Annotated in this window: 13 protein-coding genes; 11 read left to right on the top strand and 2 right to left on the bottom strand. The window is 71.1% G+C overall.

The genetic code is table 11. The annotated features are described in order from the left end of the window. Positions 1-206: 206 nt before the first annotated feature. Both AB0C46_RS27130 and AB0C46_RS27125 read right to left on the bottom strand, forming a co-directional pair. Positions 207-1,313 (bottom strand): LLM class flavin-dependent oxidoreductase, encoded by a 1,107-nt coding sequence (locus AB0C46_RS27130; RefSeq protein WP_362830919.1) that lies wholly within the window; start codon positions 1,311-1,313, stop codon positions 207-209. Positions 1,314-1,357: 44 nt separating this feature from the next. Further along, positions 1,358-2,335 carry an amino acid--tRNA ligase-related protein gene (locus tag AB0C46_RS27125; RefSeq protein WP_362830918.1) on the bottom strand — a complete coding sequence of 326 codons (978 nt, stop codon included), beginning with the start codon at positions 2,333-2,335 and terminating at the stop codon, positions 1,358-1,360. 408 nt (positions 2,336-2,743) lie between these two features. Here AB0C46_RS27125 and AB0C46_RS27120 point away from each other — a divergent pair, with 408 nt between their 5' ends. The 11 genes from AB0C46_RS27120 (at position 2,744) to glgB (ending at position 23,611) form a co-directional block, all read left to right on the top strand. Then, a complete protein-coding gene (locus AB0C46_RS27120) occupies positions 2,744-3,517 on the top strand; it encodes an SDR family NAD(P)-dependent oxidoreductase (protein WP_362830917.1) in 774 nt (257 codons plus the stop codon). A gap of 499 nt (positions 3,518-4,016) precedes the next feature. Next, positions 4,017-5,801, top strand: a complete 1,785-nt coding sequence (locus AB0C46_RS27115) for an ABC transporter ATP-binding protein (protein WP_362830996.1) — start codon at positions 4,017-4,019, stop codon at positions 5,799-5,801. Continuing rightward, positions 5,798-7,648, top strand: a complete 1,851-nt coding sequence (locus AB0C46_RS27110) for an ABC transporter ATP-binding protein (protein WP_362830916.1) — start codon at positions 5,798-5,800, stop codon at positions 7,646-7,648. Before AB0C46_RS27115 ends, AB0C46_RS27110 begins: the two co-directional genes overlap by 4 nt. A gap of 478 nt (positions 7,649-8,126) precedes the next feature. After that, on the top strand, positions 8,127-10,406 hold the full coding sequence (locus AB0C46_RS27105) for a M4 family metallopeptidase (RefSeq protein ID WP_362830914.1): 2,280 nt from the start codon (positions 8,127-8,129) through the stop codon (positions 10,404-10,406). Positions 10,407-10,694: 288 nt separating this feature from the next. Beyond that, positions 10,695-12,326, top strand: coding sequence for a M4 family metallopeptidase (locus AB0C46_RS27100; protein WP_362830913.1), 1,632 nt, complete (start codon positions 10,695-10,697; stop codon positions 12,324-12,326). 105 nt (positions 12,327-12,431) lie between these two features. Then, complete coding sequence (locus tag AB0C46_RS27095) at positions 12,432-13,097, top strand: response regulator transcription factor (RefSeq protein WP_362830911.1); 666 nt, start codon at positions 12,432-12,434, stop codon at positions 13,095-13,097. Next, positions 13,094-14,662: a histidine kinase gene (locus tag AB0C46_RS27090; RefSeq protein WP_362830910.1), complete on the top strand. Its 1,569-nt coding sequence runs from the start codon at positions 13,094-13,096 to the stop codon at positions 14,660-14,662. Before AB0C46_RS27095 ends, AB0C46_RS27090 begins: the two co-directional genes overlap by 4 nt. Before the next feature lie 683 nt (positions 14,663-15,345). Then, positions 15,346-17,349: an alpha-1,4-glucan--maltose-1-phosphate maltosyltransferase gene (locus AB0C46_RS27085; RefSeq protein WP_362830909.1), complete on the top strand. Its 2,004-nt coding sequence runs from the start codon at positions 15,346-15,348 to the stop codon at positions 17,347-17,349. Next, on the top strand, positions 17,346-19,064 hold the full coding sequence (gene treS, locus AB0C46_RS27080; protein WP_362830908.1) for a maltose alpha-D-glucosyltransferase: 1,719 nt from the start codon (positions 17,346-17,348) through the stop codon (positions 19,062-19,064). Before AB0C46_RS27085 ends, treS begins: the two co-directional genes overlap by 4 nt. Positions 19,065-19,389: 325 nt before the next feature. After that, complete coding sequence (locus AB0C46_RS27075; RefSeq protein ID WP_362830907.1) at positions 19,390-20,898, top strand: phosphotransferase; 1,509 nt, start codon at positions 19,390-19,392, stop codon at positions 20,896-20,898. A 217-nt stretch (positions 20,899-21,115) separates the two neighbouring features. After that, the gene (glgB, locus tag AB0C46_RS27070) at positions 21,116-23,611 is read left to right on the top strand and encodes a 1,4-alpha-glucan branching enzyme (protein ID WP_362830905.1); all 2,496 of its coding nucleotides are present in this window, start codon (positions 21,116-21,118) and stop codon (positions 23,609-23,611) included. The last annotated feature ends 89 nt before the right edge of the window (positions 23,612-23,700 follow it).

Genomic DNA, 23,700 nt, shown 5'->3' with positions numbered 1-23,700 from the left:
CGCGCCTTACGAAACGCATGCCCGAAGGATGAAGTCCACGGCCGGGAGCGTCTGCCGTACCCGCAGCGGGAAATGCACGACGAAGTACCGCACCGCCCGCTTCGTCTTCGTCCCCGTGCTCCGCGCTCCGCGCTCCGTGAGGAGCCGGCGGTCCTCGTGCCCGAGGACTCCGGGAAGTTCAGCGCCCTGGTCGCCGCCGCAGAGGGTCAGCTGCGGGACGGGTGGGTCCAGAGACCCGCCTGGGCGAGTAGCGGGAGGACTCCTTCACCGAACCAGTACGCCTCCTCAAGGTGCGGGACTCCTGAGAGCACGAACTCCTCGATGCCGAGCCGGTGGTACTCCATGATCCTGGCGGCCACCTCCCGGTGCTCTCCCACCAGAGCCGTGCCCGCTCCGCCACGGACCAGGCCGATGCCGGCCCACAGGTTGGGCGTGATCTCCAGGGCGTCGGCGCGTCCACCGTGCAGCGCGAGCATCCGGTGCTGGCCTTCCGATTCGCTGTCCTGCAGACCCGCCTGGACCGATCGGATCGCCTCCGGGGGGAAACCTTCGAGCAGCCGCCGGGCCTCGGCCCACGCCTGCTCGGCAGTGTCCCGGGTGATCACATGAAGCCGCATACCGAAACGTATGCGCCGCCCGGCGCGTGCGGCGAGTGCGCGTACGCGGGCCAGCTTCTCCGCTACCTGCGCGGGTGGTTCCCCGAAGGTCAGGTAGACGTCGCTGTGGCGTGCGGCGACCTCGATTCCCGCCGGCGACGATCCGCCGAAGTAGACGGATGGCACCGGGTCGGGTAGCCGGCCGAGCCGGGCGCCCTCGACTCGCAGGTGCGCTCCGCTGAAGTCAACCGACTCGCCGCCCCATAACCGTCGGACGATCTCCAGGAACTCGCCCGTTCTGGCGTACCGGGCGTTCTTGTCCAGGAAATCACCGTAGGCGCGCTGCTCATGGCTCTCACCACCGGTGACGACGTGGAGGAGGAGCCGGCCCTCCGAGTGCCGCTGGAAGGTAGCGGCCATCTGGGCGGTGAGAGTCGGGGAGACGAAGCCCGGCCGCAAGGCGACCATGAACTTGAGGCGTTCCGTTTCGCGCGCCAGCATCGCGGTGGTCACCCAGGCGTCCTCACACCAGGCACCGGTCGGGGTGAGCGCACCGTCGAAGCCCAGCTGTTCGGCTGCGGCGGTGATCTGTGTGAGGTAGCGGACCGTGGCGGGCCGCTGCTCCTTTTTGCTGCCGGCGGTAACGTCGTGGCCGCCGCCCACCACGTGCCGGCTGTCGCCGTACGTGGGCAGGAACCAATGGAAGGTCACCGTCACTCGGTTCTCCGGTCACTCTTCGAAGGGGTACACAGATCCCACGTCTACTCGCCTGCCCCGATGCGTCGGTTCGGGCCGGAATCGTGGGCCATGAGGAGTTCCAGGACACTGTCGGCCCCGGCGCAGTGCCGTACCAGCCGTTCCAGGCCGAGCCCGAACCCGGCTGTCTGTATCCCGGATCGTTTCTTCCATGCCGCGTACGCGGGGTTCGGCTCACCGCCGAGCAACCGGGACTGCTCGGAGATCTCGGTCTCGTCCTTCGGCCGGAGCCCTCCCGTGGCAAGTTCACCGTGCCCGGCGGGCAACATCAGATCGTAGGTCTCCTGGAGCCCGTCTTCACCCTGCTGGTAGAGGGAGTCGCGCACACCGAGCGGATAGCGATGTATCCAGAAGGGCGAAGTGAATTTCTCGGTGAGAATCCGCTCCTCATCATGGGTCAGATCGGTGTTCTGCGGCTCCTGTGGTTCTCGCCCGGCAAGAGTGAGCGCCTCGGCGAAGGAAATCCGCGGATACGGCCCGCTTTGCAAACCGGCCAGGCGCTCGGCAGCCCCGCGCCCCTCCTCCGGGAGGATCGGCGCCAGATAGCGAGCAAGCCCGCCGAGGATGTTCTCGGTGACGGTGAACACCTCATTCGCGTCCGCAGCCCGCCACTCGACCACCACCTGAAAGAAGGTGTACAGGTGCCTGCCCGAGGTGTCCTCGCTGTCCATGAGGAGACGCAGGCAAGGAGTGACGCAGTAGACCCGGTCCGCATGCTCAAGAGCCATCTGCTTTTCCACCGAATGGCTCACGGGCAGGTGGTAGGCCCACTTCCCTTCCACCGAAACCCGGCCGCACTCGTCCTTCACCTGCGGGCGTGCCCGGTCCCCCAAGACCGCAATCGAGTGCCGGGCGCCCGGCTCGTCCTGGGAGGACAGTAGCGCGGGAAGAATCTCCAGGAATTCAAGATCGAGAAGACTTCGGCGCAACGCCTGAAGGACCCGGCCGGTCCACTGGTACGACTGCGCGGGCGAGAAGCTCACTATCACTCCCATGAAGTTGGGGCGATTACTGACCTTGCCATTGCCTTGGCCCCTGCGGTGCTCCCCCCGTGCGCTCGCCCGTATCCGCCTGGGTGTGAGCATGCGACCGCTCTGGGGTTTCTCCTCGGTTCTGTGCTTCGTCAGCAAGAGGCAAACGCTCGTCCGGCGCTATGGCCTGATCCTTCTGCGGACACCTCCGACGCCAGGACGTGTACTGAAGTCTGATCAGTGCGATCCATCATGATGAGACGCCTGCCGTCCGGCCGGCGGGATGAAATGGAGAAACAGATTCCGTAGCCCGATCCGGCCAGTTTCACCGTTGCATCTTTACCCATTGCCTGCCGATGGCCTTGTTGATAGCGTGCAACATTTCCATGACGGTGCACCTGTTGAAGCGAGGATGTGCTCATGGCCGAAGTGCGCACGGGTGGCCTTGATTTCTTCGATCTGACCGGCAAGGTGGCTGTGGTCACCGGCGGCAGCAGCGGTATCGGGGCCGCCTGCGTACGGCGCCTCGCCGAGGCCGGGGCCGGCGTGGTCGTCGGCTACCACTCCGGCGCCAGCCGGGCAAACGATCTCGTTGCCGCCCTTCCCGGTGAAGGGCACAGTGCAGTACACATTCCGCTCGACGACTCCACCGCCATCCGCAGAGCCGCCGCCGGCATCTCCGACCGCCACGGTGCGGTGGATGTACTGGTCAACTCTGCCGGCACCACCAAACAGGTTGACCACGTCGACCTCGAAGGAATGACGGACGCGGAATTCGACCGGATTCTGACAGTGAACGTACGGGGCACCTTCTCGGTGATTCGCGCGTTCACCCCGCTCCTGCGCGCCTCCGGTGACGCGGTCATCGCCAACATCTCCTCGATATCTGGCTTCACGGGGCTGGGAAGCAGCATTGCCTACTGCGCTGCCAAGGCGGGCCTGGACGTCATGACCACCTCCCTGGCGCGCGTACTCGGCCCACAGGTGCGCGTCTTCAACCTCTCGCCGGCAGCGGTGGACACCGGCTTCGTCCCCGGCCGCGATCCGGCCTCCGTCCGGGCCCAGGCCGCGTCAGCGCCGCTCCAGGTCGCCGCGGACCCGGACGACGTGGCCTGCTCGTTGATCGGCGCCGTCACCTCCCTGCGGCTCAGCACCGGCACCGTCATCGTCATCGACGGCGGCGGCCACCTGTAGTCGCCGGGTCGGCCGTCGCACGGGCCATCGACAGCGAGCGGAGATCGAACGCGCCGCGAAGGCCATCGGCGCCCATGACTTCATCAGCGCCCTGCCGGACGGCTACAGCACCGACCTGCCGGACGGCTACGGCACCGATGTCCGTAAGCCCGGCGGACGCATCTCCGCAGGCCGGCGCCAACTGGTGGGCTTCGCACGGGCGTTGGACGCCGACCCCGCCGTCCTCATCCTCGACGCGGCCACCAGCTCCCTGGACATACCCGGCGAACGGGCGGTGCAACGCGCCATGGACACTGTCCTGGAGGGCCGTACGGCCCTGGTGATCGCCCACCGCCTCTCGACCGCCGACATCGCCGACCGGGTCCTGGTCATGGCCGACGGCCGGATCGTCGAGGACGGCCCGCCGGACGAACTCATCGCCGGCCGGGGCCGGTTCGCGCAGCTGCATCAGGCGTGGCGGACAGCGTGGCGCAGGGCGACGACGACGCGAGGGGGCGGCATGAGCGACACCGCGAAGGGGCCGGGTATCCCCGACCACCGCAGCGCCGGACGCTATGTGTGGTGGCTGGTGGTCAGTCAGCGGGGGCGGGTGGCGGCGGGCGCCTCGTACGGGAGCCTGTGGATGGTGGGGCTGATGCTGCCGCCCTATGTGCTGTCGCGGGCCATCGACGAGGGGCTGGTGCCGGGGCGGCTGCCGGTGCTGATCGGCTGGGTGGCGGTGCTGCTCGCGGTCGGGGTGGCGAACGCCTGGCTGGCGGTCATGCGGCATCGCACCATGACCAGGATCCGCATGGACGCCACCTTCCGTACCGTGCGGGTCATCGTGGCGCACACCCTGCGGCTGGGGGCGGCGCTGCCCCGCAAGGTGACGGCCGGGGAGGTCGTCACGATCGGGATCGGCGATGTCGGGGTGATCAGCCAGACGCTGACGATGACCGGGCCCGGGGTCGGCGGGGTGCTGGCGTACGGGGTCGTCGCCGTCCTGCTGCTGGGCGTCTCGCCGCTGCTCGCCGGGGTGGTGCTGCTGGGTGTCCCGCTGCTCGCGTTGCTGGTCGGGCCGTTGCTGGGGCGGCTGCAGGGGGCCGAGTCGCGGTACCGCGAGCGGCAGAGCGGGCTGGCGGCGCGGCTGACCGACCTGGTCGGCGGGCTGCGGGTGCTGGGCGGCCTCGGCGGCAAGGAGGTGTTCGCCGACCGTTACCGGCGCGATTCGCAGGCGCTGCGGAGCGAGGGCTACCGGGTCGGTTCGGTGACGAGCTGGGTGCAGGCCCTCGGGGTCGGTCTGCCGACGCTGTTCCTGGCCGCGGTGACCTGGCTGGCGGCCCGGATGGCGGCCCAAGGGGCGATCACCGTGGGCGAGTTGGTGGCGGTCTACGGATACGCGGCGGCGCTGGTGGTGCCGGTGTCGTTCTTCATCGAGGGCGGCTACGGCCTCACCCGCGGACTGGTCGCCGCCCGCCGGGTCGTCCGGTTTCTGCGGCTGGCGCCGGATTCCGCCGATGCCCCCGGGGGCGTGGCGGGGGACGCCCCCGAGGCCGCGTCCGTGCTGCGGGATCCGGCGTCGGGTGTCGAGGTGGTGCCCGGCCTGCTGACCGCACTGGCCGCCGCCCGGCCGGCCGAGTCGGCGGCGGTGGCCGACCGCCTCGGCCGGTTCGCGGATTCGGCCGCGACCTGGGGCGCGGTACGTCTCGATGAGATCGCGCTGCCGCAGGTCCGCGACCGGATCGTGGTCGCGGACAACGAGGCCGAGCTGTTCGCCGGGACGCTGCGCGAGGTGGTGGGCGGGCGCCGGGACCGGACCGACGAGGCGGTCGACCGCGCCGTCCGGACGGCCCTGGCCGAGGACATCGTCCGCGGTCTGCCGGACGGACTCGACGCGGCGGTCGAGGCGCAGGGCCGCAATCTCTCCGGCGGGCAGCGGCAGCGGCTGCGCCTGGTGCGGGCGCTGCTGGCCGACCCCGAAGTACTGCTCGCGGTGGAGCCGACCTCGGCGGTCGACGCGCACACCGAGGCAGGTATCGCGGCCCGGCTGCACCGCGCACGGGCCGGCCGGACGACCGTCGTCACCAGCACCTCACCCCTGCTGCTCGACCGGGCCGACCGGGTGTACTTCCTCGTCGGCGGCCGGGCCGTCGCGGTCGGCAGCCATCGTCAACTCCTGGACGAGCAGCCCGGATACCGCCGTCTGGTGTCCCGCGGCGAGGACGAGGACCGCGCGGACGACGGCACGGCCCCCCGGCCCGCCGGTGCGGCCGAGGTGCCCATGGCGAAGGAGGACACCCGATGACGGCGACCGCCACCCGGCCCGGACGGTCCGAGGATGCCCTGCCGGGCGGTGCGGCGCTGCCGGTGGCCGATCCGGCCACCACCCGGCGGGCGGCGCTCCGGCTGATCCGGCTGGACGGCCGCGCCTTCGCCCTGATGCTCGCGCTGAACGCCCTGGCGGCCGGCGCCGGTCTGGCCGGACCCTGGCTGCTCGGCCGCATCGTGGACACGGTGCGGGCCGGCGGCGGGGTGCGCACGGTGGACCGGCTGGCGCTGGTCATCCTGGTGTGCGGACTGGCGCAGCTGCTGCTGGCGCGCTACGCCCGGTACGTCGGCCACCGCTTCGGTGAGCGGACCGTGGCACGGGTCCGCGAGCAGTACGTGGACCGGGCGCTCGCGCTGCCGGCCGCGGTCGTGGAGCGGGCCGGTACCGGTGATCTGACGGCCCGCGGTACGTCGGACGTCACCTCGGTCGCCCGGACGCTGCGGGACGCCGTGCCGGAGGTGTGCGTCGCCGCGGCGCAGGCACTGTTCCTGCTGGGTGCGGTGGTGGTGCTCGATCCGCTGCTCGGTCTGTGCGGGCTGGGGGCGCTCAGCGGGGTGTCCGTGGTCCGGTGGTATCTGCGCCGGGCGCACGGCGCGTATCTGGCGGAGGGGGCGGCGACCTCGGCGCTCGCCGAGCTGCTGGCGGCCACCGCCGCGGGCGCCCGGACCATCGAGGCGCTGGGGCTCCAGGAGCGCCGGACGGCGGCGAGCGAGCAGGCGGTCGAGCGGTGCCGCCGCACCCGTACCCGGACGCTGTTCCTGCGCAGTGTGCTGCTGCCCGCCGTGGATGTCGCGTACGTCCTCCCGGTGGTCGGCGTGCTGCTGGCCGGCGGGGCGCTGCACGGGCGGGGCGGGATCAGCCTGGGTGTGGTGATCACCGCGGCGCTGTATCTGCGGCAGTTGTCCGATCCGCTGGCGACGATCCTGTTCTGGGCGGAGCAACTGCAGAGCAGCGGCGCCGCGTTCGCCCGGGTCGAGGGGCTGGGCCAGACCCCGCAGACCCCGCGGACGGCCCCCGCGCCCCTCCTCCCGCATCCCTCCCCGGAGGCCTCCCCCGCCCCCGCCGCACCCGTCGACGACCGCATCGATGTCACCGCTGTCCACTACGCGTACGGGGCCGGGGACGGCAGCCGGGGCCCTGCCGCGCCCCGCGACGTCCTGTGCGGTGTCGACCTGACCGTCCGCCCCGGCGAACGCCTCGCCCTGGTCGGCCCGTCCGGCGCCGGAAAGTCCACCCTGGGGCGGCTGCTGGCCGGGATCGATGCGCCACGCCGCGGCTCGGTGACGGTCGGGCGGGTGCCGATCGCCGCGCTGAATCCGGCGGTGCTGCGCCGGCAGGTCGTCCTCGTCACCCAGGAGCACCATGTGTTCCTGGGCACGCTCCGGGACAATCTGCAGATCGCCGCGCCCGACGCCGGGGACGCCGCGCTGTGTGCCGCGCTGTCCGCCGTGGGGGCCGAGTGGGCCGCGGAGCTGCCGGCCGGTCTGGACACCGAGCTGGGCACCGGCGGCCATCGCCCCGACGGCTCACAGTCCCAGCAACTGGCCCTGGCCCGGGTGGTGCTGGCGGATCCGCACACGGTCATCCTGGACGAGGCGACCGCGCTGCTCGATCCGCGCACGGCCCGGCACACCGAGCGTGCCCTGGCCGCCGTCCTGAAGGGCCGTACGGTCATCGCCATCGCGCACCGGCTGCACACCGCACACGACGCGGACCGGGTGGCCGTCATGGAGGCGGGCCGGCTGACCGAACTCGGCACCCATGACGAGCTGGTGGCGGCGGAGGGGGCCTATGCGGCCCTGTGGCACTCCTGGCACAGCTGAGGGCTGTCCCGTGCAGGCGGCTTATGGATCGGTGCGGCCGGGGCCGGACGGACCGGCCGCCTGCCCGCCCGCCGTGCCGGGGGCCGTGATCCGGACGGCTGTGAGCTGCTGTCCAGGCGGTTTCCGGTGGTGTGCCAGGGCGGGGACGGCTCGTGCGGCCGATCGCGGGTCGTCCGGCTTCCGGACACGGATTTCGCGCAACGGACGGTTTCCGGCCAATTAGTTGAACGGAGCCTGACAACAAGCCACCGGTGGTGGGACTCTTCCCGGCAACCGTCGCACGGGATCCCCACAGCATCACTCCCAGCGGCCGGAGGTTCCACCCGCACCATCCGTTCCACCCGCACACCCAGCACCTCGCGTACGTCTCCCCCCACACGCTCCAAGAGTTCTGCCTCGCTCTGCCCGGACGGCCGCTTCGCCGCCCGGTCCCCCTCGGCCGCAGCATCACGTGGCGGCCACCGCAGAAGGAGTCAGTGTGAGACGCACCCCCCATGGACGCGCCGTTGCGACCGGCGCACTGGTCGCCGTCACGGCGATGCTGGCCGTCGGCGTTCAGGCCGGAACCGGCACGGCGGCCGCCCCGCGGCCGGGCACCACGCATGCCACCCCCGATCCCGGCGCACTGCCGGCCAAGCTGTCCCCGTCCCAGCGTGCGGAGTTGATACGGGCAGCCGGCGCCACCACCGCCGGGACCGCGCGGCAGCTGAAGCTCGGCGCGAAGGAGAAGCTGGTCGTCAAGGACGTCTCGAAGGATGTCGACGGCACCGTTCACACCCGCTATGAGCGCACCTACGACGGACTGCCCGTCCTCGGCGGTGACCTCGTGGTGCACGAGAGCAAGGGCGGCACACTCCAGGGCGTCACCAAGGCCGTGCGCTCCAAGCTGAAGGTCGCGAGCACCACCGCGAAGGTGCAGCCCGCCACGGCCGAGGCGAAGGCCGTCAAGGCGGCGCAGGCGCTCGGGTCGAAGAAGACCGAGGCCGCGAAGGCACCGCGCAAGGTGGTCTGGGTCGCCGACGGCAAGCCGCTGCTCGCGTACGAGACGGTGGTCGGCGGGCTCCAGGACGACGGCACCCCCAACCAGCTGCATGTCATCACGGACACCACCACCGGCGCCAAGATCTTCGAGTACCAGGGGATCGAGAACGGCGTCGGCAACACCCAGTACAGCGGCAAGGTCACCGTCGGCTCGTCGGGCTCGGCGCCGAACTTCTCGCTGACCGACCCCACCCGCGGCAACCACAAGACCTACGACCTCAAGCACGGTTCCTCCGGGACCGGCACGCTGTTCACCGACGCCGACGACACCTGGGGTGACGGCACCCCGCAGAACGCCCAGACGGCGGGTGCCGACGCGGCCTTCGGTGCCCAGGTGACCTGGGACTACTACAAGAACGTGCACGGCCGCAGCGGCATCAAGGGCGACGGCGTGGGCGCCTACTCCCGGGTGCACTACGGCAACAGCTACGTCAACGCCTTCTGGGACGACGGCTGCTTCTGCATGACGTACGGCGACGGCAGCGGCAACTCCGCCCCGCTGACGTCCATCGACGTGGCCGGCCACGAGATGTCGCACGGTGTCACCGCGGCCACCGCCGACCTCACCTACAGCGGGGAGTCCGGCGGCCTCAACGAGGCGACCTCGGACATCTTCGGGACCTCGGTCGAGTTCTACGCCAACAACACCTCCGACCCCGGTGACTACCTCATCGGCGAGAAGATCGACATCAACGGCGACGGCACCCCGCTGCGCTACATGGACAAGCCGTCCAAGGACGGTGCGTCGGCCGACTACTGGTCGAGCAACGTCGGCAACAAGGACGTGCACTACTCGTCCGGTGTCGCCAACCACTTCTTCTACCTGCTGTCCGAGGGCAGCGGCCCGAAGGACATCGGCGGCGTCCACTACGACAGCCCGACCTTCGACAACCTGCCGGTCCCGGGCATCGGCCGGGCCAACGCCGAGAAGGTCTGGTTCAAGGCACTCAGCCAGTACATGAGCGCCAACACCAACTACGCGGCCGCCCGCACCGCCACCCTCAAGGCCGCCGCCGATCTGTTCGGTGAGGGCAGCGCCTCGTACAACACGGTCGCCAACACCTGGGCGGCGGTCAACGTCGGCGCCCGCGTCCCGGACAGCGGCGCGGTCTCCGTCACCAACCCGGGCAGCCAGACCAGCACCGTGGGCCAGGCGGCGAGCCTCCAGATCAAGGCGAGCAGCGGCACCGCGGGTGCGCTGTCGTACGCGGCGACCGGGCTGCCCGCCGGGCTGTCGATCAACGCGACCACCGGTCTGATCTCCGGTACGCCGACCACGGCCGGCACCGCGAACGTCACGGTCACGGTCACCGACGCCGCGAAGAAGACCGGTACCACCGCCTTCACCTGGACGGTCAACCCGGCCGGCGGCGGCAATGTCTTCGAGAACGCCGACGATGTGCAGATCCCGGACGCGGGATCGGCGGTCACCTCGCCGATCAACGTCGGCCGCAGCGGCAACGCACCGAGCACGCTGAAGGTCGCGGTGGACATCGTGCACACCTACCGCGGTGACCTGGTCGTGGACCTGATCGCCCCGGACGGCACGGCCTACCGGATGAAGAACGCCAGCGCGTTCGACTCGGCGGCCAACGTGAAGACCACGTACACCGTCAACGCCTCCTCGGAGAAGGCGAGCGGCACATGGAAGCTGCGGGTCCAGGACATCTACGCACAGGACTCGGGCTACATCAACGGCTGGAAGCTGACCTTCTGACCTTCCGGCAGCACTCAGCCGTCACCTGCATGTGACATAGGCGGATCGACAGATCACGCCACCGCACAACTGCCGCAAGGGGCAAGCGCGTTGGGCGTCGTTCCCGGGAATACGGGGGCGGCGCCCTGCTCCGTTATACGGACGGCGCTCACCTCTCTACGGACACTTTTCAGCCAATCTCCGAACACCCTCCTGACATGCACGCGTTCGAATGGCAGTCTTCCCGAACGCACGTCACACCCGCATCGCTTTGCACCCCCACCACTTGGCAAAGTTGAAGGAGCACGCGTGACCCCCCGCATATCCCGTAAGACTCGTGTCATCGGTACCTCATTCGCCGTCGCCGCCCTCCTGGCCGCCGGCATCACCGCAGGTACCGCCGGCGCCTCCCCCGCCCCGGCCCCCACGCCGGACGCTTCGCCCCTCAAGCTCAGCGCCTCGCACCGCGCGGAACTGCTGCGCGACGCGAGCGCCACCAAGGCGCAGACCGCCAAGAAGCTGGGCCTGGGCGCGCAGGAGAAGCTGGTCGTCAAGGACGTCATCAAGGACGCCGACGGCACCACGCACACCCGCTACGACCGCACCTACGCCGGCCTGCCGGTGCTGGGCGGCGACATGATCGTGCACACCGCCAAGGGCGGCGCGGTCAAGAGCACCACCAAGTCGACCGGCAAGTCGGTCAAGGTGGCCTCCACCACGGCGAAGATCGCCGCGACCACCGCCGCGCAGTCGGCGCAGGGCACCGCGGCGAAGTCGCTCAGCGCGAAGAAGGCCGACGCGCAGGCGCCCAAGAAGGTCGTCTGGGCCGCCTCCGGCACCCCCGTCCTCGCCTACGACACCGTCGTCAAGGGCGTGAAGAAGGACGGCACCCCCAGCCGGATGCACGTCATCACCGACGCCAACAGCGGCAAGAAGCTGTTCCAGTACGACGAGATCCGTACCGGCAAGGGCGAGAGCGAGTACAGCGGCAGCGTCGAGCTGGGCACCTCCAAGGAGGGCAACGGCTTCACGCTGACCGACAAGGAACGCGGTGGCCACAAGACCACCAACCTGGAGAACAGCGAGTCCGGCGACGGCAAGCCCTTCACCGACGAGGACGACAAGTGGGGCACCGGCAAGCCGGACGACCCGCAGACCGCCGCCGTCGACGCGCACTACGGTGCGGGCGTGACCTGGGACTACTACAAGAAGGTGCACGGCCGCAGCGGCATCAAGGGCGACGGCAAGGGCGCCTCTTCCCGGGTCCACTACGGCAAGAGCTACGTCAACGCCTTCTGGGACGACAGCTGCTTCTGCATGACGTACGGCGACGGCGAGGGCGACAAGGCCCCGCTGACCGCGCTGGACGTCGCGGCGCACGAGATGTCGCACGGTGTCACCTCCGCCACCGCCAACCTCACCTACAGCGGTGAGTCCGGCGGCCTGAACGAGGGCACCTCGGACATCTTCGGGACCTCGGCCGAGTTCTACGCCAAGAGCGAGAAGGACCCGGGCGACTACCTCATCGGCGAGAAGATCGACATCAACGGTGACGGTACCCCGCTGCGCTACATGGACAAGCCGTCCAAGGACGGTCAGTCGCAGGACAACTGGGACTCCAAGACCGGCGGTCTCGACCCGCACTACTCCTCGGGTGTCGCCAACCACTTCTTCTACCTGCTGTCCGAGGGCAGCGGCGCGAAGGAGATCGGTGGCGTCAAGTACGACAGCCCGACGGCGGACGGCAAGAAGGTCGAGGGCATCGGCCGGGACAAGGCCGAGAAGATCTGGTTCAAGGCCCTGACCGAGTACATGACCTCGAACACCGACTACAAGGCCGCGCGCGAGGCGACCGTCAAGGCCGCCACCGACCTGTACAAGGCCGGCAGCCCGGAGGTCAAGGGCGTCGAGGCCGCTTGGACCGGTGTCGCCGTCAAGTGACGCAACGAGCGGGAACGTGCTGATCGTCCCGGGGTAACGTAACCCCGAAGCGGGCGGTGTCCGGAGACCTTCCGGGCACCGCCTTCGCGCGTGACGGGGGTCCTGATGCATCAGAAGACCAGAGTGCTGCTGGCCGACGACGAGACGCTGATGCGGGCCGGGGTGCGCGCGATCCTCGGCGCGGCACCCGATATCGAGGTCGTCGCGGAGGCCGCCGACGGCCGCGAGACGATCGACCAGGCGCTCCGGCACCGGCCCGACGTCTGTCTGCTGGACATCCGCATGCCGCGGCTGGACGGCCTCGGCGCCGCCGCGGAGCTGGCCAGGGCACTGCCCGAAACCGCCGTCGTGATGCTGACGACGTTCTCCGAGGACGAGTACATCGCCGGCGCCCTCGCCTCGGGCGCGGCCGGTTTTCTGCTCAAGTCCGGCGATCCGCGGGAGCTGATCGCCGGGGTCCGGGCCGTCGCCGAGGGCGGCGCCTGTCTCTCGCCGTCCGTCGCCCGGCGCGTCATCTCGCACCTGGGAGCCGGGCAGTTGGGCCGCGGGGTGGCCGCCCGCGCCCGGGTCGCCGAGCTGACCGGGCGGGAGCGCGAGGTGCTCGGGCTGGTCGGCGCCGGACTGTCCAACGCGGAGATCGCCCAGCGGCTGTTCCTGGTCGAGGGCACCGCCAAGGCGTATGTCAGCGCGATCCTCGCCCGGCTGGGCTTCAAGAACCGCGTCCAGGCGGCGATCCTCGCCTACGAGGCGGGCCTGGTCCCCGCGTCATGACGCCGTGGAAGCGCCCGGATGCCCGGCAGTTGCGCGCGCACGCCCCAGGGCTGGTGCTCTGGCTTGTGGTGTGCGGTCCGCCGGCTCTCGCCTTCGGCTCCCTGGCCCGCACCCAGCCGTGGGCCACCGCGGCCGCCTTCCCGCTGCTCGGCGTCTGTGTGCTGCTGCACCGGCGCCGGCCGCTGACGGCGCTGGCGCTGCCGATCGTGCCGAGCCTGGTGATCTCGCTGGATCTGTTCACCGTCGCCTACTGCGCCGCGCTGGCCGTGTTCGGCTATCTGGCCGGTGTCCGGATGCCCCGGGCCCGCCCCGCACTGTGGTTCTTCTCCGGTGTGGCGGCCGGCGGGCTGCCGTTGGCCGCGGTGGTGGGCCGCACGGTGTGGCCGTGGTTCTCCCTGCTGCTGACGCTGCTGCTCAATGTGATGCTGCCGTGGCTGCTGGGCCGCTACCGCCGGCAGTACGCCGAACTGGCCCGCACCGGCTGGCAGCTCGCCGAGCGGATGGAGCGCGAACAGCAGGCCGTCGCCGATCGCACCCGGCTGCGCGAACGCACCCGGATCGCCGGCGACATGCATGACTCCCTCGGCCACGACCTGGCCCTGATCGCCCTGCGGGCCGGGGCGCTGGAGGTCGATCCGCGGCTGGACGCGGACCGCCAGGCGGCGGCCGGTGAGCTGCGGGCCGCCGCCGGGACGGCGACCGAACGGCTGCGGGAGATCATCGGCGTGCTGCGCACGGAAGACGAGAGCGCGCCCCGGGTACCGGCCGACGAGAGCGTGGCACGGCTGGTGGACCGGGCGCGGGCGTCCGGGATGACGGTGGCTCTGGAGCAGGCGGACGGCACCGGGGCCGCCGTGCTCCCGGCCATGACCGGACACGCCCTGCACCGCGTGGTCCAGGAGGCGCTGACGAATGCCGCCAAACACGCCCCCGGTACGGCCGTCCGGGTGCGGATCGGACAGGCCTCCGGGCAGCTGCGGGTCACCGTGGCCAACACCGCACAACCGGCCGGACCGGCGGCGGATCCGGTCTCCGGCGGCAGCGGGCTGGTGGGACTGGCCGAGCGGGTACGGCTGGCGGGCGGCGCACTGCGGTCCGGGCCCACCCCGGAGGGCGGCTTCACGGTCTCGGCGCGGCTGCCGACGGCCGGCGGCGCCCCGCCGGAACCCTTCGAGCAACCCGAACCCACCGCGGCGGAACGGGAGTTGGCGCACGCCCAGCGGCAGGTGCAGCGCCGGCTCCGGCAGACGGTGGTGATCCCGCTGGCGCTGCTGGCGGCCCTGGTGGCGCTGAGCAGCACCTATCACCTGGTCAGCCCCTCCTGGACGGTGCTGGAGCGGTGGCGCTACGCGGCACTCCACCTCGGCGCCGACCGCTCCCGGGTGGAGACCCTGCTGCCGTTCTTCACCCTGGACGCCCCGCCGGACGGCACCCCGCCGCCCCCGCACGACTGGACCTGTGTGTACTACAGCGTCCGGGCCGGCTCCGACACCGCCTACGAGCTCTGCTTCAGCGATGACGACCGGCTGGCCAAGAAGAGCGTGGTGCACCGCCGGGACCGCTAGCGGGCGTCTTCCCACAGGCCGCCCCCGGCCCCACAGCTCGGGCAGCTCGGGCAGCTCGGGCAGCTCGGGCAGCTCGGGCAGCTCGGGCAGCTCGGGCAGCGTCAACTTGCCTGATCTGCGCGGTGGTTGAGCGCTGCGACGCCCGTCCCGAGGCCCTCCCTGCCGGCCTACCGGCGCGTCCGCCGATATGGCCGATTCCACCCCCTCATGCGCTCTTGTACGGACCACCTCCTGGAGAGAGGCTGCGGTGTGGCGCCGATGGGCCCCGGCGCGGCACCGGACATCCGCACACCGCAACTCCGCTGTGATCAGACCGAGTTGAGGAGGCGAACGCCGACCGTGTCAGCGCAGCGCCGCAGTCGCCCGCGCGGGGGCGGGAAGGCGTCCGCCGGGCCGCGGCGGAACCGGGATGACGGACCGGTGGGCAGCCTTCCGCCCGATTTCCCGGCCGTCGCCCGCGGGAGAGGTTCTCGGGTACGCCCGTCACCCGCACCGCACACCCGCACAGGATTCATCGGGGGAACCACCGACCGGAGGCCGGCGGAGCACCGACCCGCCCCGCCGTGCCATCCGCCAGCCGAGTGAAAGCGGACAGGAGCACCGATGCCCGCACCCGGTCCGCCCGCGGTAAAGCGGATACAAAGGACAAAACCCCGCAAAGCATCACAAGCCCAGGTGAGCCCATGATCGGTCGCATTCCTGTTCTGGACATCCGCCCGCAGATCGATTGCGGCCGCCGCCCGGCGAAGGCCGTGGTGGGTGAGACCTTCGAGGTCTCGGCCACCGTCTTCCGTGAAGGGCATGACGCCGTCGCGGCGAATGTGGTGCTGCGCAACCCGGCGGGCCGCTGCGGCCCCTGGACACCGATGCAGGAGCGGGCTCCCGGCTCCGACCGGTGGAGCGCCGAGGTCACCCCCGCCGTCGAGGGCCGCTGGACGTTCACCGTCGAGGCCTGGTCCGATCCGGTCACCACCTGGCGGCGGCATGCCGCCATCAAGATCCCTGCGGGGATCGACACCGAGCTGATGCTCGCCGAGGGCGCCGAGCTCCATGAGCGGGCGGCCGCGGAGGTCCCCAAGAGCGACGGGCGCGAGGCGGTGCTCGCCGCCGTGGACGCGCTGCGCAACGCCGGGCTGCCCGCCGCGACCCGGCTGGCCGCCGCGCTCTCCCCCCAGGTCACCGAGGCGCTGGCGCGCCATCCGCTGCGCGAACTGCTCACCGTCTCGCGCCCGATGCCGCTGGTCGTCGAGCGCCGGCGGGCCCTGTACGGGTCGTGGTACGAGCTCTTCCCGCGCTCCGAGGGCGCCGCCGTCACCACGGACGGCACGGCCGTGAGCGGCACCCTGCGCACCGCCGCCGAGCGGCTGCCGGCCGTCGCCGCCATGGGCTTCGACGTGGTCTATCTCCCGCCCGTCCACCCCATCGGCACCGCCTTCCGCAAGGGCCCCAACAATGCGCTGTCGGCCGGCCCGGACGATGTCGGCTCCCCCTGGGCCATCGGCTCACCGGCCGGCGGCCATGATGCCCTCCATCCGGACCTGGGCACCTTCGACGACTTCGCGCACTTCGTCCGCACCGCCCGTGACCTGCGGATGGAGGTGGCCCTGGACTTCGCGCTGCAGTGCTCACCGGACCACCCCTGGGTCACCCTGCACCCCCAGTGGTTCCACCACCGCGCGGACGGCTCGATCGCCTACGCCGAGAACCCGCCGAAGAAGTACCAGGACATCTACCCCCTCGCCTTCGACACCGACTTCCGCGGGCTGGTCCGCGAGACCGAACGCCTGCTGCGCTTCTGGATGGCCAAGGGCGTACGGATCTTCCGGGTGGACAACCCCCACACCAAGCCGGTGGCCTTCTGGGAGAAGGTGATCGGCGAGATCAACCGCACCGATCCGGACGTGCTCTTCCTCGCCGAGGCGTTCACCCGCCCCGCCATGCTGCACACCCTCGCCCGGATCGGCTTCCACCAGTCGTACACGTACTTCACCTGGCGCAACACCAAGCAGGAGCTGACCGACTACCTCACCGAGCTGACCGGCAGCAGCGCCTCCTACCTGCGGCCCAATTTCTTTGTGAACACCCCGGACATCCTGCACGCCTACCTCCAGGAGGGCGGCCGCCCCGCCTTCGAGGTACGCGCCGTACTGGCCGCCACCCTCGCCCCCACCTGGGGCGTCTATGCCGGATATGAGCTCTGCGAGTCGACGCCGGTACGCCGCGGCAGCGAGGAGTACCTCGACTCGGAGAAGTACCAACTCAGGCCGCGCGACTGGGATGCGGCGGCCAGGGAAGGGCGCACCCTCGCCCCCCTGATCACCGCGCTCAACCGCATCCGCCGCCGGCACCCTGCCCTGCAGCAGCTGCGCAATCTGCGTTTCCACCACGTCGACAACGAGGCCGTCATCGCCTACTCCAAGCACGAGGGGCACGGCGACCGGGCCGACACGGTGCTCACGGTGGTCAACCTCGACCCGCACCACACCCACGAGGCGACGGTGTCGTTGGACATGCCGGAACTCGGCCTCGGCCGGCACGAGTCCTTCCCGGTGCGCGACGAGCTCACCGGCGATACCTACCACTGGGGCAGGGACAACTATGTGCGCCTGGAGCCGGGCCGCTCACTGGCGCCCGCCCATGTGCTGTCGCTGCGACCGTCCTCACCGATCGGAGGGTCACCCAATTGATCGTCAATGAGCCTGTCCCCGACACGTTCGAGGACACCCCGGCGAAGGACCGCGATCCCGACTGGTTCAAACGGGCCGTTTTCTACGAAGTCCTGGTGCGCTCCTTCCAGGACAGCAATGGCGACGGAATCGGCGACCTCAAGGGCATCACGGCCAAGCTCGACTATCTGCAATGGCTGGGGGTGGACTGCCTCTGGCTGCCGCCGTTCTTCAAATCCCCGCTGCGGGACGGCGGTTACGATGTCGCCGACTATACCGCCGTGCTCCCCGAATTCGGCGATCTGGCCGACTTCGTGGAATTCGTGGACGCCGCACACCATCGCGGTATGCGGGTCATCATCGACATGGTGATGAACCACACCAGCGACCAGCACCCGTGGTTCCAGGAATCGCGCACCGACCCCGAAGGGCCGTACGGCGACTATTACGTCTGGGCCGACGACGACAAGCAGTACGCCGATGCCCGCATCATCTTCGTCGACACCGAGGCCTCCAACTGGACCTTCGACCCGGTCCGCAAGCAGTACTACTGGCACCGTTTCTTCTCCCACCAGCCGGATCTCAACTATGAGAACCCGGCGGTCCAGGAGGAGATGATCTCCGCCCTGCGGTTCTGGCTCGACCTGGGAATCGACGGCTTCCGGCTGGACGCGGTGCCGTACCTCTACGCCGAGGAGGGCACCAACTGCGAGAATCTGCCCGCCTCGCACGCCTTCCTCAAGCGGGTCCGCGCGGAGATCGACGCGCACTACCCGGACACCGTGCTGCTGGCCGAGGCCAATCAATGGCCGGAGGATGTCGTCGACTACTTCGGCGATTACGGCGTCGGCGGCGACGAATGCCATATGGCCTTCCACTTCCCGGTCATGCCGCGCATCTTCATGGCGGTGCGGCGCGAATCGCGCTATCCGGTCTCGGAAATCCTCGCCAAGACCCCGGCGATTCCGTCCGGCTGCCAGTGGGGCGTCTTCCTGCGCAACCACGACGAGCTGACCCTCGAAATGGTCACGGACGAAGAGCGCGACTACATGTACGCGGAGTACGCCAAGGACCCGCGGATGCGCGCCAATATCGGTATCCGCCGGCGACTGGCCCCGCTGCTCGACAACGACCGCAACCAGATCGAGCTCTTCACGGCCCTGCTGCTGTCCCTGCCGGGCTCGCCGATTCTCTATTACGGCGACGAGATCGGTATGGGCGACAACATCTGGCTCGGCGACCGGGACGCAGTGCGCACCCCGATGCAGTGGACGCCGGACCGCAACGCCGGCTTCTCCTCCTGCGACCCGGGCCGGCTCTTCCTGCCGACCATCATGGATCCCGTCTACGGCTACCAGGTCACCAATGTCGAGGCCGCGATGAGTTCGCCCTCCTCGCTGCTGCACTGGACCCGGCGGATGATCGAGATCCGTAAGCAGAATCCGGCGTTCGGGCTCGGCAGCTATACCGAGCTGTCCTCCACGAATCCGGCGGTGCTGGCCTTCCTGCGGGAGTCGCCGGGCACCGGCGGGGCGGACGACGACCTGGTGCTGTGCGTGCACAACTTCTCGCGCTTCGCCCAGCCCACGGAGCTGGACCTGCGGTCGTTCAGCGGCCGCCATCCGGTGGAACTCATCGGCGGGGTCCGCTTCCCGGCCATCGGGGAGCTGCCGTATCTGCTGACCCTCGCGGGCCACGGGTTCTACTGGTTCCGGCTGCGCAGAAACGCGGGTTAGCCGGTGCCCTGACCGGGCACGGGCGCCGGGACGACGCCCGTACGCGGCCGCACGGCGCGTACGGGCGTTTTCTGACCTTTCGCTCGGGCAGTCTCCCTACTACCGCACGGGCCGGGTGAGCCATCGTCGGTCCCCCCGGCTCGGGAGAGAGACCGCCGCGCAGCGGAGCAGCGCACGCCGGAAGACCGCTGCCGTACGGGCGATCTCGCCCGGTACTCCCCGGACTCCGTCTGGGGGTACCCCCACCGCGCCGCCGCACAGTCAAGGCCGCATTCCGGGACACTTTGCCCTATATGTCGTGTGCCCGGGGAAAGGACGCGACGCCATGTCGGACACCGCCTCGACCCGTGCCACCCGAAACACCCCTGATCGCCGCCCGCTCGTCTCCGCCCCCGATCTGCTGTCCTCGCTGGCTCCCCTGCTCGCCGAGTGGGTGCCACGCCAGCGCTGGTTCGCCGGCAAGGGACGGCTGATCACCGGCTTCACGCTGCTCTCGGCGACCGAGCTGCTGCCGTGCACCGCCGACGGCACCGCACCGGGCCTGCTGCAACTGCTCGTCCGCGCCCAGCAGAGCGCACCACCGAGCCGTACGCCGTCCGGGGGCGACTGCTATCAGCTCCTGCTGGGGGTACATCCGGCGCCACCGCCCCAGCTGGCGCCCGCGGCGATCGGGCGTCCCGGCGGCGGTCCGCTGCGCGGCCGCACCGTCTATGACGCACTGCTCGACAGCCGGCTGTGCGGGCTGCTGCTGGAGCGGCTGCGCGTCCCGGGCCGGCTCGGCGCGCTGCGCTTCTGCCGTGAGCCCGATGCCGTCATCCCTTCCGGGCTGCCGGGCCGGCCGATCGCCGTCGAGCAGTCCAACTCCTCGATCGTCTACGGCGATTCCTTCATCCTGAAGGTCTTCCGGCGGGTCGAGCCGGGCATCAACCCGGATCTGGAGCTGCCGCGGGCGCTCGCGGACGCCAAGTGCGCGCGGGTGCCCGCGCCCGCGGCATGGTTCGAGTCGGCGGCCCCCGACGAGGGCGGCGAGCCGACGACACTGGGCGTGCTGCAGCCCTTCCTGCCCGGCTCGGCGGACGGCTGGCAGCTGGCGCTGAACGCGCTGGCCGTACGCGCCGACTTCACCGGCTCGGCGCGGGCGCTGGGCCATGCCACCGCCGAGGTGCACACCGCGCTCGCCCAGACGCTGCCGGCCACCGAGCTGCGCCGCCCGCAGCTGGAGGTGATCGCCGCCCAGATGAACGAGCGGCTGGCGGCCACCGCCCGCGCCGTGCCCGTGCTGCAGCCCTACCGGGCCCGGCTGCGGACCGCCTTCGACGCGCTGGCCGCAATCGGCCACGACGGCCGCAGCTGGGCCGCCCAGCGCATCCACGGCGATCTGCACCTGGGCCAGACACTGCGCTCCGCCGACGAGGGCCGCTGGTCGCTGATCGACTTCGAGGGTGAACCGGCCCGTCCGCTGGCCGAGCGGCGCCGGCTGCAGCCCGCGGTGCGCGATGTCGCGGCGATGCTGCGCTCGTTCGACTACGCCGCGCGCAGCGGCCCGGCGGGCGGCGACCCCTGGTCCCTGGAGTGGGCGCGGCGCACCCGCGACGCCTACTGCCTGGGATATGCGGAGGCCGGCGGGCTCGATCCGCGCTCCGCGCCCGAACTGATGCGCGCCTATGAGACCGACAAGGCCGTCTACGAAGTGCTCTACGAGGCCCGGCACCGGCCCGACTGGCTGGCCGTCCCGATGGCCGCCATCCGGCGCCTGGCGGCGAGCGGGGAGCGGGCCGTGGGGGTGGACGGGACCGGCCCGTCCGGGCCCGCCGGGCCCGACGGCCGGGGGTGAGGGGCCGCCGCCGCACCGCCGCCCGTCCGCCCCTGATCCGACCATGCCCCGCCCCGAGGAGGCCCCTCTCGTGACCGCCCGCCCGTCACCCAACCCCACCCCGGCCGGAATGACGCCGCCATCCCCCTCCGGATCTCCATCACCCAACCCCACCCCGGCCGGAATGACGCCGCCATCCCCCTCCGGATCTCCGTCACCCGCACCCACCCCGGCCGGAATGATGTCGCCGTCCCCCTCCGGACTCCCGCCGTCCCGCCCCACCGGACTCCCACCGTCCCATCCCACCGCACCCGGCGCCGCGCCCGCCCGGGGCGCAGGCGACGACCGGGCGGCGGGGCGGTCCGGCCACCCGGCCACGCCCCGGCCGCCGGCCACCGGTGCCGCGACGACGGGAGGAAGCACCGCCGGTGCCACCTTCGCCGCCCGGCCGCCCGGCCTCCGGGACGCGGCCGCCCCGCCCGGCCGGACAGCCGGGGCCGCGGGCCCGCCCCGCACGGAACGGCCGCACGGCAGCCACGGGGTCCGGGCCGCCGCGCCGCTGTCCGACGAGGACCGCGGCCGGCTGCTGGGCGGTGCGCAGCACGATCCGCACGGCCTGCTCGGCGCCCACCCCGTACGCGGCGGGCTGCTCATCCGGGTCCTGCGGCCGTATGCGAAGGGCGTCACCGTCCTGGCGAAGGGGCTGCGCGCCGATCTGCCCGCCGAGGGGGACGGGCTGTTCGCCGGGGTGCTGCCGCTGCGCACCGCCCCGGACTACGAGCTGCTGGTCGACTACGGCGACCACACCGAGACCGTGCGGGACCCCTATCGCTTTCTGCCCGCGCTCGGCGAGCTGGATCTGCATCTGTTCGGCGAGGGCCGGCACGAGCAGCTGTGGCAGGCGCTCGGCGCGCGGATCATGGAGCACCAGGGGGTGACCGGCACCCGCTTCACGGTCTGGGCTCCCAACGCCCAGGGCGTCCGGGTCGTCGGCGACTTCAACTACTGGGACGGCACCGGCTTCCCGATGCGCTCGCTGGGCTCGTCCGGCGTCTGGGAGCTCTTCCTCCCGGGCCTCGGCGAGGGCGAACTGTACAAGTTCGAGATCACCCGGCCGGACGGCTCCAGGACCGTACGCGCCGACCCGATGGCCCGGCGGACCGAGTGCCCGCCGGCGACCGCCTCGGTCGTGGAGGCGTCGCACTACCACTGGAACGACGCCGGCTGGATGGCCCGGCGCGGCGCGCGCCCCGTGCACGAGGCCCCGTTCTCCGTCTACGAGGTGCATCTCCCCTCCTGGCGTCCCGGCCTCACCTACCGCCAGCTGGCCGGTCAGCTCCCCGCCTACGTCAAGGATCTGGGCTTCACCCACGTCGAGTTCATGCCGGTCTCCGAGCACCCGTTCGGCGGCTCCTGGGGCTATCAGGTGACCGGGTTCTACGCGCCCACCGCCAGGATGGGCACCCCGGACGACTTCAGGTTCCTGATCGACGCGCTGCACCGGGCCGGCATCGGGGTACTGATGGACTGGGTGCCGGCGCACTTCCCGCGCGACGACTGGGCACTGGCGGAGTTCGACGGCCGCCCGCTCTACGAGCCGCAGGATCCGGCACGGGCCGCACACCCGGACTGGGGCACCCTGGAGTTCGACTACGGCCGCACCGAGGTCCGTAACTTCCTTGTCGCCAACGCCGTCTACTGGTGCGAGGAGTTCCATATCGACGGTCTCCGGGTGGACGCCGTCGCCTCGATGCTCTATCTCGACTACTCCCGCGAGGACGGCGGCTGGACGCCGAACGTCCACGGCGGCCGGGAGAACCTCGATGCGGTCGCCTTCCTCCAGGAGATGAATGCGACGGTCTACCGCCGCTGCCCCGGGGTCGTCACCATCGCCGAGGAGTCCACCGCCTGGGACGGCGTCACCCGCGCCACGCATCATGCCGGGCCCGGCGGCTTCGGCGGACTGGGCTTCGGCCTGAAGTGGAACATGGGCTGGATGCACGACTCCCTCGGCTATGTCTCCAAGGAGCCGGTGCACCGGAAGTACCACCACGGCGAGATGACCTTCTCCATGATCTACGCCTACTCCGAGAACTATGTGCTGCCGATCTCCCATGACGAGGTGGTGCACGGCAAGCGCGCACTGGTGTCGAAGATGCCCGGTGACTGGTGGCAGCAGCGCGCCGATCACCGGGCCTACCTCGGCTTCATGTGGGCCCACCCGGGCAAGCAACTCCTCTTCATGGGGCAGGAGTTCGCCCAGGGCGCGGAGTGGGCGGAGAGCCATGGACCGGACTGGTGGCTGCTCGATCCCTCGTACGGGGCGGAGCCGGACCACCGGGGCGTACGCGATCTGGTGCGCGAGCTGAACCGCCATTACGCCGCCACGCCCGCGCTGTGGGAACGCGACACCGATCCGGCCGGCTTCTCCTGGATCGACGGCGAGGCGAGCGAGGACAATGTCTTCCCCTTCCTGCGCTTCGCCGCCGACCGCTCCCCTCTGCTCTCCGTCACCAACTTCTCCCCCGTCGTCCGCCAGGCCTACCGGCTCGGCGTCCCCGACGACCTCCCCGCCTGGCGCGAGGTCCTCAACACCGATGACCCGCGCTACGGCGGCAGCGGCGTCGGCAACCCCGGCGTCCTCAAGGCCGAACCGATCCCCCGGAACGGCCGCGCCGTGTCCGTCTCCCTCGTGCTCCCCCCGCTGGCCACCCTCTGGCTACGACCGTCCTGAGCCCCCGCACGGGCGATCGCCGCAGGATGCGGGGAAGGGGTGGGTACCGTTTCCGGCACCCGCCCCTTCCCCCCTCCTGCGGCCCTGGG

This window comes from Streptomyces sp. NPDC048637 (genome assembly GCF_040650675.1).
In the GTDB taxonomy this organism is placed as follows: Bacteria; Actinomycetota; Actinomycetes; order Streptomycetales; family Streptomycetaceae; genus Streptomyces.
This window is presented reverse-complemented; position numbering and strand designations above follow the sequence as displayed.

Coding starts and splice junctions, on each gene's coding strand:
- AB0C46_RS27120 (WP_362830917.1), top strand. CDS start 2,744: ATGGCCGAAGTGCGCACGGGTGGCCTTGATTTCTTCGATCTGACCGGC.
- AB0C46_RS27115 (WP_362830996.1), top strand. CDS start 4,017: ATGAGCGACACCGCGAAGGGGCCGGGTATCCCCGACCACCGCAGCGCC.
- AB0C46_RS27110 (WP_362830916.1), top strand. CDS start 5,798: ATGACGGCGACCGCCACCCGGCCCGGACGGTCCGAGGATGCCCTGCCG.
- AB0C46_RS27095 (WP_362830911.1), top strand. CDS start 12,432: ATGCATCAGAAGACCAGAGTGCTGCTGGCCGACGACGAGACGCTGATG.
- AB0C46_RS27090 (WP_362830910.1), top strand. CDS start 13,094: ATGACGCCGTGGAAGCGCCCGGATGCCCGGCAGTTGCGCGCGCACGCC.
- AB0C46_RS27085 (WP_362830909.1), top strand. CDS start 15,346: ATGATCGGTCGCATTCCTGTTCTGGACATCCGCCCGCAGATCGATTGC.
- AB0C46_RS27075 (WP_362830907.1), top strand. CDS start 19,390: ATGTCGGACACCGCCTCGACCCGTGCCACCCGAAACACCCCTGATCGC.
- glgB (WP_362830905.1), top strand. CDS start 21,116: ATGATGTCGCCGTCCCCCTCCGGACTCCCGCCGTCCCGCCCCACCGGA.